General features: G+C 56.5%; 16 protein-coding genes, 4 tRNA genes, 1 rRNA gene and 1 riboswitch (1 of these 22 cut by a window edge). Of the genes, 5 read left to right on the top strand and 16 right to left on the bottom strand.

What is annotated here, in order from left to right; genetic code table 11:
- Together ACA063_RS22305 and ACA063_RS22310 are read right to left on the bottom strand one after the other, a co-directional pair.
- Nucleotides 1-751: ribosomal RNA gene (locus ACA063_RS22305) — 16S ribosomal RNA — on the bottom strand (it extends 786 nt beyond the left edge of the window).
- A gap of 674 nt (nucleotides 752-1425) precedes the next feature.
- A tRNA-Arg gene (locus ACA063_RS22310) sits at nucleotides 1426-1502 on the bottom strand.
- 296 nt (nucleotides 1503-1798) lie between these two features.
- Here ACA063_RS22310 and ACA063_RS22315 point away from each other — a divergent pair.
- The 3 genes from ACA063_RS22315 (at nucleotide 1799) to ACA063_RS22325 (ending at nucleotide 3123) form a co-directional block, all read left to right on the top strand.
- The gene (locus tag ACA063_RS22315) at nucleotides 1799-2032 is read left to right on the top strand and encodes a hypothetical protein (protein WP_497663401.1); all 234 of its coding nucleotides are present in this window, start codon (nucleotides 1799-1801) and stop codon (nucleotides 2030-2032) included.
- A 19-nt stretch (nucleotides 2033-2051) separates the two neighbouring features.
- On the top strand, nucleotides 2052-2231 hold the full coding sequence (locus tag ACA063_RS22320) for a PA3371 family protein (protein WP_497663402.1): 180 nt from the start codon (nucleotides 2052-2054) through the stop codon (nucleotides 2229-2231).
- A 565-nt stretch (nucleotides 2232-2796) separates the two neighbouring features.
- Complete coding sequence (locus ACA063_RS22325) at nucleotides 2797-3123, top strand: Arc family DNA-binding protein (RefSeq protein ID WP_008154293.1); 327 nt, start codon at nucleotides 2797-2799, stop codon at nucleotides 3121-3123.
- Nucleotides 3124-3378: 255 nt separating this feature from the next.
- On the opposite strand, the gene mgtE is transcribed toward ACA063_RS22325, so the two are convergent.
- On the bottom strand, nucleotides 3379-4821 hold the full coding sequence (gene mgtE / locus ACA063_RS22330) for a magnesium transporter (RefSeq protein WP_162438712.1): 1443 nt from the start codon (nucleotides 4819-4821) through the stop codon (nucleotides 3379-3381).
- 321 nt (nucleotides 4822-5142) lie between these two features.
- On the opposite strand from mgtE, the gene ACA063_RS22335 reads away from it, so the two are divergent.
- Nucleotides 5143-5658, top strand: coding sequence for a cell envelope protein SmpA (locus ACA063_RS22335; RefSeq protein WP_497663403.1), 516 nt, complete (start codon nucleotides 5143-5145; stop codon nucleotides 5656-5658).
- Nucleotides 5659-5677: 19 nt separating this feature from the next.
- On the opposite strand, the gene ACA063_RS22340 is transcribed toward ACA063_RS22335, so the two are convergent.
- The 7 genes from ACA063_RS22340 to ltaE form a co-directional block, all read right to left on the bottom strand.
- Nucleotides 5678-5754 (bottom strand) — tRNA-Arg (locus ACA063_RS22340).
- A gap of 71 nt (nucleotides 5755-5825) precedes the next feature.
- A tRNA-Arg gene (locus tag ACA063_RS22345) sits at nucleotides 5826-5902 on the bottom strand.
- Between the two features lie 107 nt (nucleotides 5903-6009).
- Nucleotides 6010-6100 (bottom strand) — tRNA-Ser (locus tag ACA063_RS22350).
- A 62-nt stretch (nucleotides 6101-6162) separates the two neighbouring features.
- Nucleotides 6163-6351: a carbon storage regulator CsrA gene (gene csrA, locus ACA063_RS22355; protein WP_002554426.1), complete on the bottom strand. Its 189-nt coding sequence runs from the start codon at nucleotides 6349-6351 to the stop codon at nucleotides 6163-6165.
- A 186-nt stretch (nucleotides 6352-6537) separates the two neighbouring features.
- A complete protein-coding gene (locus ACA063_RS22360) occupies nucleotides 6538-7779 on the bottom strand; it encodes an aspartate kinase (RefSeq protein ID WP_497663404.1) in 1242 nt (413 codons plus the stop codon).
- Nucleotides 7780-7871: 92 nt separating this feature from the next.
- Nucleotides 7872-10490 (bottom strand): alanine--tRNA ligase, encoded by a 2619-nt coding sequence (gene alaS / locus ACA063_RS22365; protein WP_497663405.1) that lies wholly within the window; start codon nucleotides 10488-10490, stop codon nucleotides 7872-7874.
- A gap of 146 nt (nucleotides 10491-10636) precedes the next feature.
- Nucleotides 10637-11641, bottom strand: a complete 1005-nt coding sequence (gene ltaE, locus ACA063_RS22370) for a low-specificity L-threonine aldolase (RefSeq protein WP_497663406.1) — start codon at nucleotides 11639-11641, stop codon at nucleotides 10637-10639.
- A 196-nt stretch (nucleotides 11642-11837) separates the two neighbouring features.
- Nucleotides 11838-12009: riboswitch (FMN riboswitch) on the top strand.
- A 102-nt stretch (nucleotides 12010-12111) separates the two neighbouring features.
- Between ltaE and ACA063_RS22375 the strand changes: the two genes are divergently transcribed.
- Nucleotides 12112-12624: a 6,7-dimethyl-8-ribityllumazine synthase gene (locus ACA063_RS22375; RefSeq protein WP_497663407.1), complete on the top strand. Its 513-nt coding sequence runs from the start codon at nucleotides 12112-12114 to the stop codon at nucleotides 12622-12624.
- Nucleotides 12625-12779: 155 nt separating this feature from the next.
- On the opposite strand, the gene astE is transcribed toward ACA063_RS22375, so the two are convergent.
- The 6 genes from astE to aruF all read right to left on the bottom strand — a co-directional run bounded on the left by astE (nucleotide 12780) and on the right by aruF (nucleotide 19215).
- The gene (astE, locus tag ACA063_RS22380; protein WP_497663408.1) at nucleotides 12780-13790 is read right to left on the bottom strand and encodes a succinylglutamate desuccinylase; all 1011 of its coding nucleotides are present in this window, start codon (nucleotides 13788-13790) and stop codon (nucleotides 12780-12782) included.
- An 11-nt stretch (nucleotides 13791-13801) separates the two neighbouring features.
- Nucleotides 13802-14089 (bottom strand): hypothetical protein, encoded by a 288-nt coding sequence (locus ACA063_RS22385; RefSeq protein ID WP_008033108.1) that lies wholly within the window; start codon nucleotides 14087-14089, stop codon nucleotides 13802-13804.
- Between the two features lie 19 nt (nucleotides 14090-14108).
- On the bottom strand, nucleotides 14109-15455 hold the full coding sequence (gene astB, locus ACA063_RS22390) for an N-succinylarginine dihydrolase (RefSeq protein WP_497663409.1): 1347 nt from the start codon (nucleotides 15453-15455) through the stop codon (nucleotides 14109-14111).
- 165 nt (nucleotides 15456-15620) lie between these two features.
- The gene (gene astD / locus ACA063_RS22395; protein ID WP_497666568.1) at nucleotides 15621-17090 is read right to left on the bottom strand and encodes a succinylglutamate-semialdehyde dehydrogenase; all 1470 of its coding nucleotides are present in this window, start codon (nucleotides 17088-17090) and stop codon (nucleotides 15621-15623) included.
- Complete coding sequence (gene astA / locus ACA063_RS22400) at nucleotides 17087-18112, bottom strand: arginine N-succinyltransferase (RefSeq protein WP_162438704.1); 1026 nt, start codon at nucleotides 18110-18112, stop codon at nucleotides 17087-17089. Before astA ends, astD begins: the two co-directional genes overlap by 4 nt.
- A gap of 83 nt (nucleotides 18113-18195) precedes the next feature.
- On the bottom strand, nucleotides 18196-19215 hold the full coding sequence (gene aruF, locus ACA063_RS22405) for an arginine/ornithine succinyltransferase subunit alpha (protein WP_497663410.1): 1020 nt from the start codon (nucleotides 19213-19215) through the stop codon (nucleotides 18196-18198).
- Between the last annotated feature and the right edge of the window lie 161 nt (nucleotides 19216-19376).

Here is a 19376-nt window from a genome sequence, read left to right on the forward strand (position 1 = left end):
AGTGTCAGTATCAGTCCAGGTGGTCGCCTTCGCCACTGGTGTTCCTTCCTATATCTACGCATTTCACCGCTACACAGGAAATTCCACCACCCTCTACCATACTCTAGCTCGACAGTTTTGAATGCAGTTCCCAGGTTGAGCCCGGGGATTTCACATCCAACTTAACGAACCACCTACGCGCGCTTTACGCCCAGTAATTCCGATTAACGCTTGCACCCTCTGTATTACCGCGGCTGCTGGCACAGAGTTAGCCGGTGCTTATTCTGTCGGTAACGTCAAAACACTAACGTATTAGGTTAATGCCCTTCCTCCCAACTTAAAGTGCTTTACAATCCGAAGACCTTCTTCACACACGCGGCATGGCTGGATCAGGCTTTCGCCCATTGTCCAATATTCCCCACTGCTGCCTCCCGTAGGAGTCTGGACCGTGTCTCAGTTCCAGTGTGACTGATCATCCTCTCAGACCAGTTACGGATCGTCGCCTTGGTGAGCCATTACCTCACCAACTAGCTAATCCGACCTAGGCTCATCTGATAGCGCAAGGCCCGAAGGTCCCCTGCTTTCTCCCGTAGGACGTATGCGGTATTAGCGTCCGTTTCCGAGCGTTATCCCCCACTACCAGGCAGATTCCTAGGCATTACTCACCCGTCCGCCGCTCTCAAGAGAAGCAAGCTTCTCTCTACCGCTCGACTTGCATGTGTTAGGCCTGCCGCCAGCGTTCAATCTGAGCCATGATCAAACTCTTCAGTTCAAACATCTTTGGGTTTTTAAGAAACCCTAAACTTGGCTCAGCAATCGTTGGTTACATCTTTGATTTCTCGCGGAGTAACTTGTGATGCTGATAATCTTGTTGACTATCAGTCTGACTCCACAAGCACCCACACGAATTGCTTGATTCAGTTGTTAAAGAGCGATTGGTTAAGATCTTTCGTCTCAACCGAGGCGCGCATTCTACAGCAGCGCTTGTTGCTGTCAAGCGGTTATTTTCAGAAGTTTTCAAAGTTTCCTTTGTAACTTCAACCACTTGCGCTTTCGATCTCTCGTTAGCGGGAGGCGAATTCTACAGCGTTACTCGCTGCTGTCAACACCTCTTTTTCAACTCCTTTCGCGCTTCGATGACCTGAAGCAACTCACTGCCGAAAACTTCGTAACTCTTTGTTTACCAAGGAGTTTTCCGTTTCGACTGCGCCGGAAGTGGGGCGAATTATAGACATCCTGAATCTGCCGTCAAGCACTGATTTTGCTTTTCTATCAGAAACTCGAATAGTTTCCTTATATAAGGAAGGGATCCGACCTGACAGCTTACGCGCGACATAAAAAAGCCCTGCCTGAGTGAACCCAGCAGGGCTTTTCGACTTCTGCAGTAACCTCAAGATCTTGATGAACATCACCGAACAAGAAACGGGCCGGCAGAAGGAGAAGTCATGGTGTCCCAGGGCAGGTTCGAACTGCCAACCTTCCCCTTAGGAGGGGGATGCTCTATCCAATTGAGCTACTGAGACATTCGTCATCCGGAAAACTGCCAAGAGGCATCATGCAGCGACGGCGTGCATGTTAACGGGCAACCCTTCTTTTGTCATGTCGTCCGCATGCTTTTTAAGCGTAGGCAATGTTCCCCTCATTTGCCGATGTTGGCCGGTCGTGCAAATAACCTCCCCCCAAAAAGCCATCATTGCAAAATGCACGAACAAAACCATTCAGTTGACCCCTAATTCCCTGTATTTGAGGGACTTATCCCATTTAGACTGTTGGCATGCTCGCTGCTTTAGTAACCTGCAAAGCATCGGAGATCATTCCCATGAACAACATCCTTCTTCTTTCGAACGTGATCGCACTGGCGCTTCTGCTGGGATTCACTTTCACACCCGAGAAGGATGAAGAGTCGATCGTCCAACGGATGCCGCATTATCTTCAGCTGCAAAAAGCCCCTCAGCTAGCGGTCATAAATACCGATTCAGGCTTTGCAATTCAAAGCGGTAGTCAGGGGACGGTCGGGTTGTCCACTCATTCTTCAGATCGCTTGGTATTTTGAATCATTCAGGAGCATCAGTATGTCCAAGTCCGCCGCAGGATTATTCGTCCTGGCCCTAATAAGCGGCATCTACCATTTTTCATCAGCACAAGAGACGTATCTCACCGTCCCACTGATTGCTTGCGGCGCTTTTTCCTCGCTTTTCATCCTGGCATTGATCGCCGGTCGTAAGATCAAGTTCGACCCGGTATTTCGCTAACACACTCGTAGCAACGTCAAAAGGCGAGGACCACCAGAGTGACCTCGCCCAACCCCCTCACGAAAATGAATCCAGAATCGCAAAATCAACCGCGCCAATTTTATGGCCACGGTATCTGATCAGCGCGACTTCCCGTGGAGCCTCCTCCCCGGCTAGCGGCCTCGTTAAAACTCTGCCATCCATCCTGAAACTGCCTACTTCACGAACCTTCAACTAGCGAATCGGCCATTTGCCACTATTCTCTAAAAGGAAGGTTTCCGCAGAACCTCGCATAGCTAGCGACTTCAGGTGGCACTTGGGAAATCGTTTTGCAAGCACGAGGACGCGCCGGCAGGACAGCCGGTCAAAGTTTCAAACCAGTCCGCATTTCTGATGATTGGTGCTGGCAGAACGCCTTTATCCAGTTCAATATTTGTCACAGAATTGGCGCCAACGAACTGGCAATCTTGAGGCATGATGCGAGCCTCTATCAATTCAGGTTGAACATTTGGCCAGAGCGCTTGTCCTATCAGACATCCTGCGGCCAATCCCGAGAACCGCTCCCCTGAACTAACCGGTTAAATATATGCGCCCATTGAAACAGGCAATTTATTCCAGCCGTACGGCTGACAAGTTCGTCGTACGTCTGCCAGACGGAATGCGTGAACGCATTGCCGAAGTGGCTCGCAATCATCATCGCAGCATGAACTCCGAAATCATCGCGCGCCTTGAGCAAAGCCTTATTCAGGAAGGTGCGCTGGGCGAAGAACTAAGCATGCGCCTGGACAGCCCGGAGCTGTCACTGCACGAACGCGAACTGTTGCAACGTTTCCGCCAACTCTCCCATCGCCAGCAAAACGCGCTCGTTTCGCTGATCGCCCATGACGCCGAGATGGCCACAGACGCGTCCTGATTGAACTGATTCCCAAGCCAGCGTAAAGCTGGCTTTTTTTTGTCAAAATTTCAGTAGTAGAGGTGCATTGCCCGCCCCTCGCCCACTGTAATACCTGACTACTTTGGCGCCCTGATTATGCAAAGAGAACCGTCTTGGATTCAGAGTTCCACCGATAAAAACGAGAAAAGCCCTGCAGGCGTAACTTGCAGGGCTTTTCGGTGAGACTGGCCATCGAATTAGACCCGTCGAATGACGGATCTTAAAAACGGTAAGTCAGAGCAAGAATATCGTCGCCAAGCCCAGAAATATGAAGAAGCCCCCACTGTCCGTCATCGCAGTGATCATGACACTCGCTCCCATTGCAGGATCACGTCCTAGTCGAGCGAGTGTCATGGGTATCAACACCCCCATCAATGCAGCAAGCAGGAGGTTAAGTGTCATGGCAGCAGTCATGACCACCCCCAGGGACCAGCTCCCATATAGGAGGTAGGCCACGATGCCAATGACGCCTCCCCAAACCAAGCCATTGATCAGGCCGACCGCCAACTCCTTGCGCATCAATCGCGAGGTATTGCCTGTACTCACCTGATCCAGCGCCATCGCCCTTACAATCATAGTGATGGTCTGATTACCCGAGTTACCGCCAATACCGGCCACAATCGGCATCAATGCCGCGAGTGCTACCAGCTTTTCAATAGAACCTTCAAACAGGCCAATCACTCGCGAGGCAATGAACGCAGTAACCAGGTTAACCGCCAGCCAGGCCCAACGGTTACGCAGAGACTTCCAGACCGACGCGAAAATGTCCTCCTCTTCACGCAGACCCGCCATGTTGAGAACTTCGTTCTCGCTCTCTTCACGAATCAGATCGACCATTTCATCGATGGTCAGACGGCCGATCAACTTGCCGTTCTTGTCGACCACGGGGGCCGAAATCAAATCGTAACGCTCAAATGCCTGAGCAGCATCGTAGGCATCTTCATCCGGATGAAAACTTACCGGATCGCTGGCCATGACCTCCGCGACCTGTTTGTCCGGATCGTTGACCAACAAACGTTTGATGGGCAAAACGCCCTTCAGCACGCCGTCGTAATCCACGACGAACAGTTTGTCCGTATGACCTGGCAACTCTTTTAGGCGACGCAGGTACCGCAAAACCACCTCAAGACTGACATCCTCACGGATCGTCACCATCTCGAAGTCCATCAGCGCACCGACTTGTTCCTCGTCGTAGGACAACGCGGAGCGAACGCGCTCACGCTGTTGACCATCCAGAGTTTCCATCAGCTCGTGAACAACGTCTCTCGGCAACTCGGATGCGAGGTCCGCCAATTCATCGGCGTCCATGTCCTTGGCTGCCGCCAACAGCTCGTGATCGTCCATGTCGGCGATCAGGGTTTCACGAACCGAGTCGGACACTTCAAGCAGGATGTCACCGTCGCGATCGGCCTTGACCAATTGCCAGAGCGTTAAACGATCGTCCAGCGGCAAAGCTTCAAGAATGTAGGCGACGTCGGCGGAGTGCAGGTCATCGAGCTTGCGTTGCAGCTCGACGAGGTTTTGGCGGTGAACAAGGTTCTCGACCCGTTCGTGATGCGGGCCTTCCTGGCGATGAGTCAGGTCTTCGACCACTCGCTGACGATGCAGCAGCTCAACGACCTGAGCGAGGCGGTCTTGCAGGCTTTCTTGCGTTTTCTTTACTTCTACTTCAGACATAGGCGAACTCCACTCCCAGCAGCGGGGCACGCCGGAAGGATCAATCAGTTAATTCATGATTGGAAAAATGGGGTACTGAGTAACTACTGGGTAAGTCCATGGAGGTTTTCCACAAGCCCCGGCGGGGCTGACGGGCGCAATGATACACCGCCCGAAGGTTTTAAACGTTAAAAAATCGCGGTTGAAACAAGCGCTTGCAGAACAAACCTGAGTGACGCCCTGATCCATTCAATCTGCGACGACTCATTCGGAAAAGAAAACACACCCTCACCGGAAAATGTAGCGACTACCCTGCAATAGGACCGTCAAGGAGGATGATCGATGCTTTCGAATAGACATTATTTTTTGCTGGCCGCTTTGCTCTGCCTTCCCCAGACCGCGCTTGCAGTGACCATTCACCGCTGCGAGGCGCCTGACGGAAGCATCACCTTCACCACATTGAGCTGTAACGCCGGGGAGGACCTCTCAATGCAAGAGGTGCGCACTTCGGTGCCAGGTACCACGATGGCACTGCTGCCGGAAGCTGATATCCGCGACAGGACAAGCTCAACCGGGATGAGGAATCTGACGATCGTCGGCCATGCCGAGGATAAATGTGGAAATCAGTTGAGCGCACGCGAGAGACGTGAAGCGATCATCAGTCAGCGCATCGTCGCCGGCATGACCCAACAGGATGTGGAAAGTGCCTTGGGTAAACCGGACAAGATCACTATTCGAAATTTTGCCACGAGCTATCGCTACGACACCAAACGAGGTCGTAACGCGCAAATCACATTTGACGAAAGAGGATGCACGAAAGGAAAAGCCAAATCCCAGACGGCAAAAAGCCCGCTGTAAAAGCGGGCTTTTTGTTGTTTGGTGCACTCGACAGGATTCGAACCTGTGACCGCTCGGTTCGTAGCCGAGTACTCTATCCAGCTGAGCTACGAGTGCATGTGTGTTTTTATACCAGATCACAACTGGTTGGAGCCAAGTCATTCGCATTACTGCAAACAACTCTTAAATGGTGCACTCGACAGGATTCGAACCTGTGACCGCTCGGTTCGTAGCCGAGTACTCTATCCAGCTGAGCTACGAGTGCATTTGTTGCCGCGCATTATAGGCCGTCTAATCTCTATGTCAAACACTTTTTCTAGTAATTTCAACAACTTACCGAAGAAGCCAGATTACAACGTACTACGCAAATAATGGCGGAGAACGGGGGATTCGAACCCCCGACACCCTTTTGAGGTGTACTCCCTTAGCAGGGGAGCGCCTTCGGCCACTCGGCCAGCTCTCCGCAACACGGGGCGTATCTTAACCAACCTTTTCCCCGTTTGCAAACATAAAAAGCGATAAAAATTAATGGCTTGGTTCTTCGTCCTTCTCTTTCTTTATACGCAGGTAAATTTCCTCACGGTGGACCGCAACCTCTTTCGGGGCGTTGACACCGATACGCACTTGATTTCCTTTGACGCCGAGCACGGTTACGGTGATTTCGCCATCACCGATAATCAGGCTTTCTGCGCACCGACGAGTCAGAATCAACATACCTTTCTCCTCACGCATTACATTTCAGGGACAGCAGTCTGCAAAAAAAAGGCACTCGACCTACAACCAAAATGGTCGAAGTCCTACATGCCTGAGTATTGACCAGCGCGAGCAAAAGAACAGCCTCGAGTCACGCCATTCAAGAAAACAAAAGGCGCGGTCAGACCGCGCCCTTTGGCAAACGCATCACTCGCCCTGACGGGCCGGCGCGTCCAGTTCGAAAGCCGTGTGCAGAGCGCGCACAGCCAGTTCCAGATACTTCTCTTCGATCACCACGGAGACTTTGATTTCCGAGGTCGAGATCATCTGAATGTTGATCGTTTCCTTGGCCAGTGCTTCGAACATCCGACTGGCGACGCCTGCGTGGGAGCGCATGCCAACACCGACGATCGACACCTTGGCGATCTTGGTGTCGCCGATGACTTCACGGGCACCCAACTCGCTAGCGGTTTTTTCCAGCACCGTCTGCGCCGCCTGGTAGTCATTGCGGTGCACAGTGAAGGTGAAGTCAGTGGTGTTATCGTGCGCGACGTTCTGCACGATCATGTCGACTTCAATGTTCGCGCCACTGATCGGGCCCAGAATCTTGAACGCAACGCCCGGGATGTCTGGCACGCCACGGATAGTCAGCTTGGCTTCATCGCGGTTGAAAGCGATACCGGAAATGATCGGCTGTTCCATGGTTTCCTCTTCATCAATAGTAATGAGGGTGCCCGGCCCCTCCTTGAAGCTGTGCAGTACGCGCAGCGGAACGTTGTACTTCCCGGCGAATTCCACCGCACGGATCTGCAACACCTTTGAACCGAGGCTGGCCATTTCCAGCATCTCTTCAAAGGTAATCTTGTCCAGGCGCTGAGCCACGGACACCACTCGTGGATCCGTGGTGTAGACGCCATCGACGTCGGTGTAGATCTGGCACTCGTCAGCTTTCAAGGCCGCTGCCAGCGCCACGCCAGTGGTGTCGGAACCGCCACGACCGAGGGTGGTGATGTTGCCATGCTCGTCGACGCCCTGGAAACCGGCGACAACCACCACACGTCCTGCTTTCAGATCACCACGAATCTTCTGGTCATCAATCTGCAAGATACGCGCTTTGTTGTGCGCACTGTCTGTCAGGATCCGCACTTGATTGCCGGTGTAGGACACCGCTGGCACGCCGCGCTTGATCAGCGCCATGGCCAACAGTGCAATCGTCACCTGCTCACCAGTCGAGACAATCACGTCCAGCTCACGAGGAACCGGTTGATCGTCGCCACTGATTTTCTTGGCCAGATCGATCAGACGGTTGGTTTCGCCGCTCATTGCAGACAGCACAACCACCAGGTCATCGCCGGCATCGCGGAATTTCTTAACCTTGTCGGCGACCTGCTCGATTCTCTCGACAGTGCCGACCGAGGTGCCTCCAAATTTCTGTACGATCAAAGCCATTTCAAAGCCGCCTCTGCCCCTGAAGGGCGCCCAAATAATCACTCAAACAGCGTTCTGGTCCGCCACTAGACTGCGGATCGGAAACAGTTGCCTTATAAACCCTGCTCTACAAACGGAACAGTCAGGGCCAATGCCGCGTCCAGTGCGCCAGCGTCAGTACCACCGCCCTGCGCCATGTCTGGACGACCACCGCCCTTCCCGCCCACTGCCGCAGCGGCTTGCTTCATCAAATCACCGGCTTTGAGTTGGCCAGTCAGGTCTTTGGTTACGCCTGCAACCAGAACGACCTTATCCTCATGGACACTGCCGAGCAGGATCACTGCGCGGCCGAGTTTGTTTTTCAGTTGATCGACCAGCGCCAGCAGCGCCTTGCCATCCTGGCCGTCCAGACGCACGGCCAGGACCTTCACACCCTTGACGTCCAGCGCAGAAGCCGACAGATCGTCGCCCGCCGCGCTGGCAGCCTTGGCCTGCAACTGCTCGAGTTGCTTCTCCAGCAGACGGTTGCGCTCCAGCACAGCCGAGAGCTTGTCGATCAGGTTGTCGCGACTGCCCTTGACCAGGTTGGCCGCTTCCTTGAGTTGTTCTTCCGCAGCGTTCAAGTAAGCCAGTGCCGCAGCACCGGTGACGGCTTCGATACGACGCACACCCGAAGCCACACCACCTTCGCTGATGATTTTCAGCAGGCCGATGTCACCGGTACGGTTGGCATGGATACCGCCGCAGAGCTCGACGGAGAAATCACCGCCCATGCTCAGTACGCGAACGTTGTCACCGTACTTTTCGCCAAACAGCGCCATGGCGCCTTTTTGCTTGGCGGTTTCGATATCGGTTTCTTCAGTCTCAACCGCAGAGTTCTTGCGAATTTCAGCGTTGACGATGTCTTCCAGTGCTTTCAGTTGCTCAGGCTTGATCGCTTCGAAGTGGCTGAAGTCAAAACGCAGGCGCTGACTGTCGACCAAAGAGCCTTTCTGCTGAACATGTTCGCCCAGCACCTGCCGCAGTGCTGCGTGCAGCAAGTGGGTCGCCGAGTGGTTCAGCGCGGTGGCGTGACGCACTTCGGCATCAACATGAGTGTCGACCGGCGCGCCAACGAGCAGGCTGCCCGAAGCCAAAACACCGTGATGCAGAAATGCACCTCCAGTCTTCGTCGTGTCGCGCACGTCGAAACGCGAAGCGCCCGCTTGCAGGTAACCGCTATCGCCAATCTGGCCACCGGATTCCGCATAGAACGGGGTCTGATTGAGGACGATGACGGCCTCTTCGCCTTCACTCAATACGTCGACCGACTGACCATCTTTATAGATGGCGACAATTTTGGCCGAACCGCTGGTGGCTTTGTAACCGGTGAACTCGGTGGCCACGTCAACCTTGACCAGCGTGTTGTAATCCAGGCCGAACGAACTGGCCGAACGGGCACGGACGCGCTGGGCTTCCATTTCACGTTCGAAGCCGACTTCGTCGACGGTCAGATTACGTTCACGGGCGATATCCGCCGTCAGGTCCATCGGGAAACCGTAGGTGTCGTACAACTTGAACACCACGTCGCCAGGCACGACGGTGCCTTTGAGCTCCAGCAGATCCTGCTCGAGGATCTTCAGGCCGTGCTCAAGCGTCTTGGAGAACTGCTCTTCTTCAGCTTTAAGCACGCGTTCGATGTTGGCTTGCTGCTGCTTGAGTTCCGGGAAGGCCTCACCCATCTCGGCAACCAGTGCCGCGACGATCTTGTAGAAGAAGCTACCGGTTGCGCCCAGCTTGTTACCGTGACGGCAGGCACGACGAATGATCCGGCGCAGCACATAGCCCCGACCTTCGTTGGACGGCAGCACACCGTCTGCAATCAGGAAACCGCACGAGCGGATGTGGTCAGAGACCACCTTGAGCGACGACTGGTCGTCATTGCTGCAACCGATGGCCTCGGCCGAAGCGCTCAGCAGATTCTTGAACAGGTCGATTTCGTAGTTGGAATGGACGTGCTGCATGACCGCACTGATCCGTTCCAGGCCCATGCCGGTATCGACCGACGGCGCTGGCAACGGATGCAACACGCCATCGGCGGTGCGGTTGAACTGCATGAACACGTTGTTCCAGATTTCGATGTAGCGATCACCGTCTTCTTCCGGCGAACCCGGCGGGCCGCCCCAGATGTGGTCGCCGTGATCGTAGAAAATCTCGGTGCAAGGACCGCACGGTCCGGTATCACCCATGGTCCAGAAGTTATCGGACGCATACGGCGCGCCCTTGTTGTCGCCGATACGGATCATGCGCTCGACCGGCACACCGATCTGCTTCGTCCAGATGTCGTAAGCCTCATCGTCCGACGCATAGACGGTGACCCAAAGTTTTTCCTTGGGCAGCTTCAAGACATCGGTCAGGAAGGTCCAGGCGTACGTGATCGCGTCATGCTTGAAGTAATCGCCGAAGCTGAAGTTACCCAGCATTTCAAAGAATGTGTGGTGACGAGCGGTATAGCCGACGTTTTCCAGGTCACTGTTCTTGCCACCGGCACGCACGCACTTCTGGCTGCTTGTCGCACGGGTGTACGCGCGCTTTTCCTGGCCCAGGAAACAGTCCTTGAACTGGTTCATCCCCGCGTTAGTGAACAGCAGGGTTGGGTCGTTGCCCGGAATCAAAGAGCTGGAGGCTACACGGGTGTGGCCTTGCTCTTCGAAGAAGCGAAGGAAGGCTTCACGGATTTCTGCGCTTTTCATTAGGTTCTTCCACGGAGGCTGCGGCCAAAGGCCTGTGCGAAACGTCAACAGACGAAGCGACGGCAAAGGGCCGTATTATATCGGCGTTAGTGACTAGGTACAGTGTGTTTGTACGATACAAACAGTCAATTGGACGGCTAACACGGTCAGTTGCGAGAAAAGTCGGCAAATGTCGCGACGACCTGCTCGATTTGAGCACGACTAACGTCCATGTGAGTCACCATACGGAGCCGCCCGGCAGCACTCAATTTGATCCCTCTCTCGGCGGCGAAGGCCTTGATCGCCTCGGCTTTTTCGCCCATTTGCACATAAACCATGTTGGTCTGAACGGGCTCGACCTCATAACCAGCGGCTTTCAGGCCGTCAGCCAGGTGTTGTGCGTTGGCATGATCGTCGGCCAGACGCTCCACGTTGTTTTCCAGCGCATACAACCCAGCCGCCGCCAATAGACCCGCCTGACGCATACCGCCCCCCACCATTTTGCGCAATCGCCGGGCCTTGGCAATCAGTTCCGTCGAGCCACACAACACCGAACCGATGGGCGCCCCGAGTCCTTTGGACAGGCAGACGGACACTGAATCGAAATGCTGGGTAATTTCTCGCGCATCCACCCCCAATTTGACCGCCGCGTTGTAAAGACGCGCGCCATCCAGATGCAACGCCAAGCCATGCTCTCGGGTGAACGCCCGAGCCCGAGCCAGATACTCCAATGGCAGTACTTTGCCTTGCATGGAGTTCTCCAGCGCCAGCAAACGGGTGCGGGCGAAGTGGAAATCATCCGGTTTGATGGCGGCGGCCACGTGAGCCAGATCCAGCGAGCCATCGGCCTGCACCTCGATAGGCTGCGGCTGGATCGAACCCAGAACCGCAGCGCCGCCACCCTCGTACTTATAGGTGTGTGCCTGCTGGCCAACGATGTATTCGTCACCACGCTCGCAGTGGGCCATCAACCCCAACAAGTTGCTCATGGTGCCCGTTGGAACAAACAGCGCCGCAGCAAAGCCCAACCGATCGGCAAGCTCGGCTTCCAGACGATTGACCGTCGGATCTTCACCGTACACGTCATCACCCGTGGCCGCTTTGGCCATCGCGTCGAGCATACCGGCGGTGGGTTGGGTGACGGTGTCGCTGCGAAGATCGATAACGCTCATGAATCTGGCCTCGGTAAGCAGGGGAAATCCCTTTCATGTAGGAATTACTGCGGTCTTGGCGCCGAATAATCAACCCCGCGTCGAGGAAAAGTCTCGTCGACACAACTGAAAACTCGATCGCAATCATCAGATAGCAGCGATGCACCAGTCAGAAATATGTGTTAAAAACGCTTCGCCGCCAGACAATCTGGCGGCAAAACGTTCTCAGGGCGGGGTGCAACTCCCCACCGGCGGTAATTGCGCGCAATGCGCATAGCCCGCGAGCGCTTGGCGGCAGGCACGGCAATAGCGGTGCATGACGGCAAGGTCAGCAGACCCGGTGTGATCCCGGGGCCGACGGTCATAGTCCGGATGAAGAGAGAACGGGATTGGCGCCAAAGGGCCGTCCGCATGCCTTAGTGCGAGCGTGCGTACCCTTAAATCCCATTCGATTCATATGCCCTGTTTTTTACACAAACAGGAGTCAGAACATGCAACCCACCGCAATCGATAGCAAAAGCAAACACCATCACGGCGAGCGCGTAGCGTTCATCCAGGCCTGCTGGCACAAGGAAATCGTCGATCAGAGCCGGAAAGGCTTTTTGGCGGAAATGATTGCCCAGGGTTATCAGGAATCCGACATCGACTTCTTCGAGGTCGGCGGCGCCTTTGAAATGCCTTTGCACGCCAAGTTGTTGGCCAAGACCGGTCGCTATGCCGGCATTGTCGCGGCAGCCCTGGTAGTAGACGGCGGGATCTACCGTCACGAATTCGTTGCCCAGTCGGTGGTCAGTGGCCTGATGCAGGTTCAACTGGAAACCGAAGTGCCAGTGTTCTCGGTCTCCCTGACCCCGCACCACTTCCATGCCGGCGAAGAACTGCATCACACATTTTTCTTCGAGCATTTCGTGCATAAAGGCCAGGAAGCGGCGAAGACCTGTGCCGATACGCTGCACAAGATACGTGCATTGCGCCGTACTGAACCGCGTGCGGTAGCGGTCTAATCACCGACTGACCCTCACCCTCACCCTGTAGGAGCTGTCGAGTGAAACGAGGCTGCGATCTTTTGATCTTGTTTTAAAGAAAAGATCAAAAGATCGCAGCCTCGTTTCACACGACAGCTCCTACAGTGGATTTTATGTCGGGCCAAGTATTGTAATCAGACCAGATTTTCGTCGGTCGTCGGCACGATCAGGATGCCGGCACGCAGTCCGTTCTTGACTTTGGGATTCGGGAAGATAATCCGGGCGCCCTCCTCCTCGATGATCCAGCGCGTCTGGGCGATGTCTTCGGCCAGCAGATAACCCACCTCCAACTCCGAAAAATTTTCGATGTCTGCTGGCAAGTTCAGGCGGAAGCTATCGCTGTGCTTGATGATTTCCCGCGCCACGCTGAACAGCTGCAAACCCTCCAGCGAGGCTTCGCTGAGCGGCGGCTCATTACCCTCGATAATCTGCTGAAGACGGGTTTCCAGCAGATCAACGTTGACCCCGTCGTTCTGCCCGAACGGCCGCGCCTTGCCCAATTCAAGCGTGAAAGACTCGGCGCCAAGCTTGTCATAGGTGTAGGAACTGAAAACGATGGACGGCTTGTTCTGCAGCAGCACGGCCTCCATCCCGGCGGCACGCAAGCGCGCCAGCTCCAGGCGTGAATGCGGACGACCTTCCTTCCAGGGGTACAAGGCAAACTGCTCGATTTTCGAGCCGCGAATCGCCGTGTGAAGATCGTAGTGCAGACGGCTGCGATCCGGCAGGCTGAAGAAACTGGCCGCCAGCCGCTCCAGTTCACAGGCGCGCAGGGCCTCGGCACCACTGCTTTGTTCGTGACGGCCGTTGAACAGCCGATTGACGTCCTGCTCGATGAAGCGCTCGCCTTTGCGAATCGCATCCGGGTTGCCGAACAGGAACAGAATGCGTGCACGCGGCTTCAAATCGCCGCGGGCGATGTCATGCAACAGGCGGTCGAGCAACTCGATCGGCGCTGTTTCGTTGCCATGGATGCCGGCCGACAGCAGCACGTCCATGCCATTGTCGCGGGCTTCAGGTGGCCGGACTTCCAGCGCACCTTCGCTCAACCAGCGCATCCGCACGCCTTCGACAGTCAGTTGAGTCTTCTCCGCCGGTTCACGGCCGGCGAGGGTCAGTTCAAGCAATTTGCCGAGGGCGAGCATAGAGCGTTTCCTTAGTGGTCGTGTGCGCAATCCGGGCCGTGCACGTGGTCTTCGTCACCGACTTCAGCCGGCTCCATTTCCAGTTGCAGACTTACCAGATTAGTCGCCAATGGGCGCAGCAGCAGGTTTGCGTATTCAGCGTCACCTTCTTCGACGTCCACGCCGATCAGCAGCTGGCCACGGCCATCGTGCTGAATCCACAGCTCTTTGCCTTGCCAAATGACCGCGACGCGGGTGCAGGATGTTTCCAGTTGCGTGCCGTCGGTGTCTTCAAGGATCAGCTGCAGGGTATCGCTCATGTTTTTACGCTCTCGACTTTCAATTGATCTGGAAAGGATAAACCGCGCCCAGTTTAAGGATTTGTGTCAGTTCATCCAGTGCCGTCCGGCACTCAAGCAACAATTGCGGGTCCGCAAGATCGTTTTCGGTCATGCGGTCGCGGTAGTGCTTGTCGACCCATTCGGTCAGCGTGCCGTACAACGGTGCCGTCATGATAACGCCTGGGTTGACCGCCGCCAGTTCGGTTTCATTCAGCGCAACGCGCAACCTCAGGCAAGCCGGGCCACCGCCGTTCTGCATGCTTTGCTTCAAGTCGAAAACCTTGACTTCACGGATCAGGCCACCGGAGCTGGTCAGGCTTTGCAGGTACTGCCAGACGCGCTCGTTGCCACGGCATTCTTCCGGCACGATCAACAGCATCGAGCCATCCGGACGTGTCAGCAGCTGACTGTTGAACAAGTAGGACCGAACCGCATCCTCTACGGTTACGGCAGAACGCGGTACGCAGATCGACTGAAATTTCCCGCCGACCTTCGCGAGTTTGCCGTGCAATTCAGCCAGCATCTGCTCGGTGTCGAGGAACGCGTCCTCGTGATAAAACAGCACCTCGCCGTTACCCACCGCAATCACGTCGTTGTGAAACACGCCCTGATCGATCACCGAAGGGTTTTGCTGGCCATACACCACACCGTCATCGCTCAGGCCATGCAAACGCGCAACCGCCTGAGACGCTTCGAGGGTCTGGCGCGCGGGATATTTCTGTGGGGCCGGATAACGGGTGTCGAACGCACTGCGACCGAACACGAAAAACTCGACGCCCGCCTCACCGTATTCGCGGCAAAAGCGGGTGTGGTTGGCAGCCCCTTCGTCACCGAACTGCGCAACCGCCGGCAACGCCGCATGATGAGCGAAGTGCTTCTGATCGGCGAACATCGCGCCCAGCACGCGACTGGTGGTCGGGTGCTCGATGCTGCGGTGATATTTACAATTGAGGTTCGCGGCGGTGAAGTGCACACGCCCGTCTGCCGTGTCCGCACTGGGGCTGACCGTGGCGGCGTTGGCCACCCACATGCTCGACGCCGAGCAGCTGGCCACCAGTAATGGCATGGCTTCTTTGGCTGCGCGCTCGATCACTTGAGCATCGGTGCCGCCGAAACCCAACCGGCGCAACGCCGCGACATCAGGGCGTTCTTGCGGTGCCAGAACGCCTTGCTGGAAGCCCATTTCCATCAAGGCTTTCATCTTCGCAAGGCCTTGCAGGGCCGCTTCCTTCGGATTCGAAGATTGCTGGCTGTTGCTCTGGGACGCGACGTTGCCGTAGGACAAACCGCCGTAGTTATGGGTCGGCCCCACTAGACCGTCAAAATTGACTTCATAGGATTTCATCGGCGAGGCTCCACGAGAATCTGTTGTATAGGCTTCAGTAACTAACTGTTCAGTGCGACCGGGTCGCGGCCATCGCCAGCAGGCTGGCTCCCACAATGGTTGCGTCGAACACTAAATGTGTGAGCACCACTAAACCTGTGGGAGCCAGCCTGCTGGCGATGGGCGTTACGCCATTTTCACGCCCGGCGTAAGGGTCGCCGGCAACGTCAGGCTCGGCGTTTCCAGCGAAGCCACCGGGTACGCGCAGTAATCTGCCGCGTAATAGGCACTGGCGCGGTGGTTGCCCGAAGCGCCAACGCCACCAAACGGTGCGCTGCTCGCAGCACCCGTCAGCTGCTTGTTCCAGTTGACGATACCGGCACGGCTTTCCAGCCAGAACTGTTGATAACGTGCTTCGGAATCCGACAACAAACCGGCCGCCAGTCCATAGTCGGTGTTGTTGGCTTCAACGATCGCCGCCTCGAAATCAGCGTAGCGAATCACCTGCAACAACGGCCCGAACAGCTCTTCGTCAGGACGATCGGCCACCGCCGTCACGTCCAGAATGCCTGGGGTCAGCAATGCGGCCTGGGCCTGAGGCTGAGTCATCTCCAACAGCGCCACGGCGCCATTCGCCAACAGATGTTCCTGAGCATCGATCAGCGCTTTCGCCGCGCCAAGAGAAATGACCGAGCCCATGAACGGTGCAGGTTGCTGGTCAAACGCGCCGACTTCGATGGTCGCACTAACCGCCACCAGTCGCGCCAGCAGCGCATCACCCCAGGCACCTTGCGGCACCAGCAAACGACGAGCGCATGTGCAACGCTGACCGGCGGAAATGAATGCCGACTGGATGATGGTGTAAACGGCCGCATCAAGATCAGCCACCTCATCGACCACCAGCGGGTTGTTACCGCCCATCTCCAGCGCAAGAATCTTGTCCGGGCGACCGGCAAATTGCTGGTGCAGATGATTACCGGTACGACTCGACCCGGTGAAGAACAACCCGTCGATGCCCGGGTTCGCCGCCAGGGCGATACCGGTTTCGCGAGCGCCTTGCAGCAGGTTCAACACGCCTGCGGGCAGCCCCGCTTCGATCCAGCACTTCACCGTCAGTTCGGCGACTTTCGGGGTCAGTTCGCTTGGTTTGAACAGCACGCTGTTACCGGCCAGCAGCGCCGGCACAATGTGACCGTTAGGCAAATGACCGGGGAAGTTGTAAGGCCCGAACACCGCGACCACGCCGTGCGGCTTGTGACGCAACACCGCGGTGGCGTCGCCCAGCGGGCCGCTCTTCTCGCCGGTGCGCTCACGGTAGCTCTGCACCGAAATCGCAATTTTGTTAACCATGCTGGTGACTTCGGTCGCGGACTCCCACAGGGGTTTACCGGTTTCCTCGCCAATGCAACGGGCCAGTTCGTCAGCGTGGTTTTTCAAGGCCGCGGCAAAGGCTTCCAGCACCGTGATGCGCTCGTCGAGGGTACGACGGGCCCAGCCCGGGAATGCCTGGCGCGCAGCTTGCACAGCCGACTCAACCTGAGCAGCCGTGGCGCCCTCGCCCGCCCACAACACTTGCTGGGTCACCGGGTTCAACGATTGAAAGGCCTCGCCCTGACCGGCCAGCCACTCACCTGCGATGTATAGCGAATTCATTATTTCGACTCCCGAGCAGCAGACAACGGTACGGCGCGCACTTGGTCGCCAGCGTTGAGTTGAAGGCGTTTGGCGGTCATTGGATCGACGACCAATGTGCCGGCAGCGAAGCGTGCCGGTGCAGCCGTGATTCGACAGTCTTCGCGCTTGCGGTTGTGAATCAGGAACGGCGTGGCGTCATCACCGGGCGTGCCAATGGCCAGCACCAATGCCTGGCTGTCGCGCACCGCACGGATCTTGCCGGTTTCGCACTCCACCGCCGGGCCCGCATCGAAGATGTCGACGTAGCCTTGATAGCTGAAACCTTCGCTCTTGAGCATGGACAGCGCCGGCTCGGTGTCCGGGTGAACCTGACCGATCACGTTGCGCGCATCAGGCGACAGGAAGCAGGTGTAGAGCGGGAATTTAGGCATCAGTTCGGCGATGAACGCTTTGTTGCCCACACCCGTCAGGTAGTCGGCCTGGCTGAATTCCATCTTGAAGAAGTGACGGCCCAGGCTCTCCCAGAATGGCGAACGCCCGGCTTCGTCGGACACACCGCGCATCTCGGCGATGATCTTGTTGCCAAACAGTTGCGGGAACTCGGCAATGAACAGCATCCGCGCCTTGGCCAGCATCCGGCCGTTGAGACCATTGCGGTAATCGGCGTGGAGGAACAGCGAGCACAACTCGGAATTGCCGGTCAGGTCGTTGGCCAGAAACAGCGTCGGGATTTCGCGATAGATGTTCAGTTCTTGCGAAGCACTGACCGTCAGGCCAACCCGGAAGTTGTACCAGGGCTCACGCAGGCCAACGGCGCCTGCGATGGCGGAAATGCCGACAACACGGCCATTGTCATCTTCGAGCACAAACAGGTAGTCCGCATCGCCACGCCCGGCTTCGCCGCGAAAGGTCTTCTCGGCCCAGCCGACCCGATGGGCCAGACGTTCTTCATTGGCCGGCAAGGTAGTCAGGCCGGTGCCGGTGCTGCGGGCCAGGTCGATCAGAGCGGGTAAATCGCTGCTGCGTACGGGACGAACGATCATGCTATCTCCTCAAACGGGCCACTCACGCCACCCGCAAAACTTCGCTGCTTTCTAGGCATTCTTTCCAGGCTGTGCAGCAGTCGCTAGACCGCTACCAGGCGCACGCTGGCGCCTTCACCGACACCCAGGGCTTCGGCTGTTTCAAGATCCAGAACCACGGGTTTGCCCGGCGCATAATCGAGCTCGAGCAATACCGCGCGGTAATCTTGCAACTGGGCGTTGGCCACCAGGTACTGACGACCGGCACCTTTGGCCGGCTCACCGATTTTCACTGGTACCAGGCGGCTCTGGGCAATCGAACGAATCCCTGAAACGCGGGCATGCAAGGTCGGTCCACCGTCGAAAATATCGATGTAGTGATCGGTCTCGAAACCTTCGCGCATCAGGATGTCGAACGTGATCTGCGCCCGTGGGTGTACCTGGCCCATCGCTTCTTGCGCGGAATCCGGCAGCAACGGTACATAGATCGGGTAGTGCGGCATCAGCTCGGCCAGGAATGTGCGGCTTTTCAACCCGCACAGACGCTCGGCAGCGGCGTAATTGAGGTCGAAGAAGTTGCGGCCGATGGCATCCCAGAATGGCGAGTCACCGTTTTCATCGCTGTAACCGACGATCTCGGTCACCACGGAATCAGCAAAACGCTCCGGATGGCTGGCCACGAACAACAGGCGCCCACGGGAGTTTAGTTCCGCCCAAGGCGAGCCGACCAATTCGCGCTGCACATAGAAACTGGTCAGCAAGCTGTTGCCGGTCAGGTCGTGGCACTGGGAAAGCACGTGGATCTTGTTGTGAATCTTCAGCTCGCGGGAGGCGTGCACGAAGGTTTCATTGCGGAAGCTGTAGAACGGCTCCGAATAACCTGCCGACGCCACGATCGCCGAGCAGCCGACCAGTTTCCCGGTGGCGGTGTCTTCGAGCACGAAGAAATAGCTCTCTTCACCGTTGAAGCTGACTTCAGCGGCAAACGAGGCTTCGCTCGCGGCGATCTTGTCGCTCAGGCGTTCAACGTCATCCGGCAAGGAAGTGACACCAATCGGGCTGTCCGCAGCCAGACGCTGTACCTCGCCCAGATCAGCCATTTGCGCGGGGCGCATCACCAGCATGGTGTCACTCCTTAATCTCAGAACTTACAAAAGAAAAAATCCCGGGCCATCCCTGAAACAACTCAGAGTCAACTGTGGGAGCCAGTCTGCTGGCGATAGCGTCCTGTCAGGCAACAATGATGTTGGCTGTCAGGCCCTCATCGCCAGCAGGCTGGCTCCCA

The organism is Pseudomonas sp. LBUM1643, assembly GCF_059716215.1.

What these genes read in the sequence shown, in the direction of transcription:
- ACA063_RS22375 (WP_497663407.1), top strand. Translation starts at nt 12,112, where the DNA reads ATGCAACCCACCGCAATCGATAGCAAAAGCAAACACCATCACGGCGAG.
- ACA063_RS22335 (WP_497663403.1), top strand. Translation starts at nt 5,143, where the DNA reads ATGCTTTCGAATAGACATTATTTTTTGCTGGCCGCTTTGCTCTGCCTT.
- ACA063_RS22360 (WP_497663404.1), bottom strand. Translation starts at nt 7,779, where the DNA reads ATGGCTTTGATCGTACAGAAATTTGGAGGCACCTCGGTCGGCACTGTC.
- ACA063_RS22315 (WP_497663401.1), top strand. Translation starts at nt 1,799, where the DNA reads ATGAACAACATCCTTCTTCTTTCGAACGTGATCGCACTGGCGCTTCTG.
- mgtE (WP_162438712.1), bottom strand. Translation starts at nt 4,821, where the DNA reads ATGTCTGAAGTAGAAGTAAAGAAAACGCAAGAAAGCCTGCAAGACCGC.
- ACA063_RS22320 (WP_497663402.1), top strand. Translation starts at nt 2,052, where the DNA reads ATGTCCAAGTCCGCCGCAGGATTATTCGTCCTGGCCCTAATAAGCGGC.
- astA (WP_162438704.1), bottom strand. Translation starts at nt 18,112, where the DNA reads ATGATCGTTCGTCCCGTACGCAGCAGCGATTTACCCGCTCTGATCGAC.
- astB (WP_497663409.1), bottom strand. Translation starts at nt 15,455, where the DNA reads ATGAAATCCTATGAAGTCAATTTTGACGGTCTAGTGGGGCCGACCCAT.
- alaS (WP_497663405.1), bottom strand. Translation starts at nt 10,490, where the DNA reads ATGAAAAGCGCAGAAATCCGTGAAGCCTTCCTTCGCTTCTTCGAAGAG.
- aruF (WP_497663410.1), bottom strand. Translation starts at nt 19,215, where the DNA reads ATGCTGGTGATGCGCCCCGCGCAAATGGCTGATCTGGGCGAGGTACAG.
- csrA (WP_002554426.1), bottom strand. Translation starts at nt 6,351, where the DNA reads ATGTTGATTCTGACTCGTCGGTGCGCAGAAAGCCTGATTATCGGTGAT.
- astE (WP_497663408.1), bottom strand. Translation starts at nt 13,790, where the DNA reads ATGCTCGCCCTCGGCAAATTGCTTGAACTGACCCTCGCCGGCCGTGAA.
- ACA063_RS22325 (WP_008154293.1), top strand. Translation starts at nt 2,797, where the DNA reads ATGCGCCCATTGAAACAGGCAATTTATTCCAGCCGTACGGCTGACAAG.
- ACA063_RS22385 (WP_008033108.1), bottom strand. Translation starts at nt 14,089, where the DNA reads ATGAGCGATACCCTGCAGCTGATCCTTGAAGACACCGACGGCACGCAA.
- ltaE (WP_497663406.1), bottom strand. Translation starts at nt 11,641, where the DNA reads ATGAGCGTTATCGATCTTCGCAGCGACACCGTCACCCAACCCACCGCC.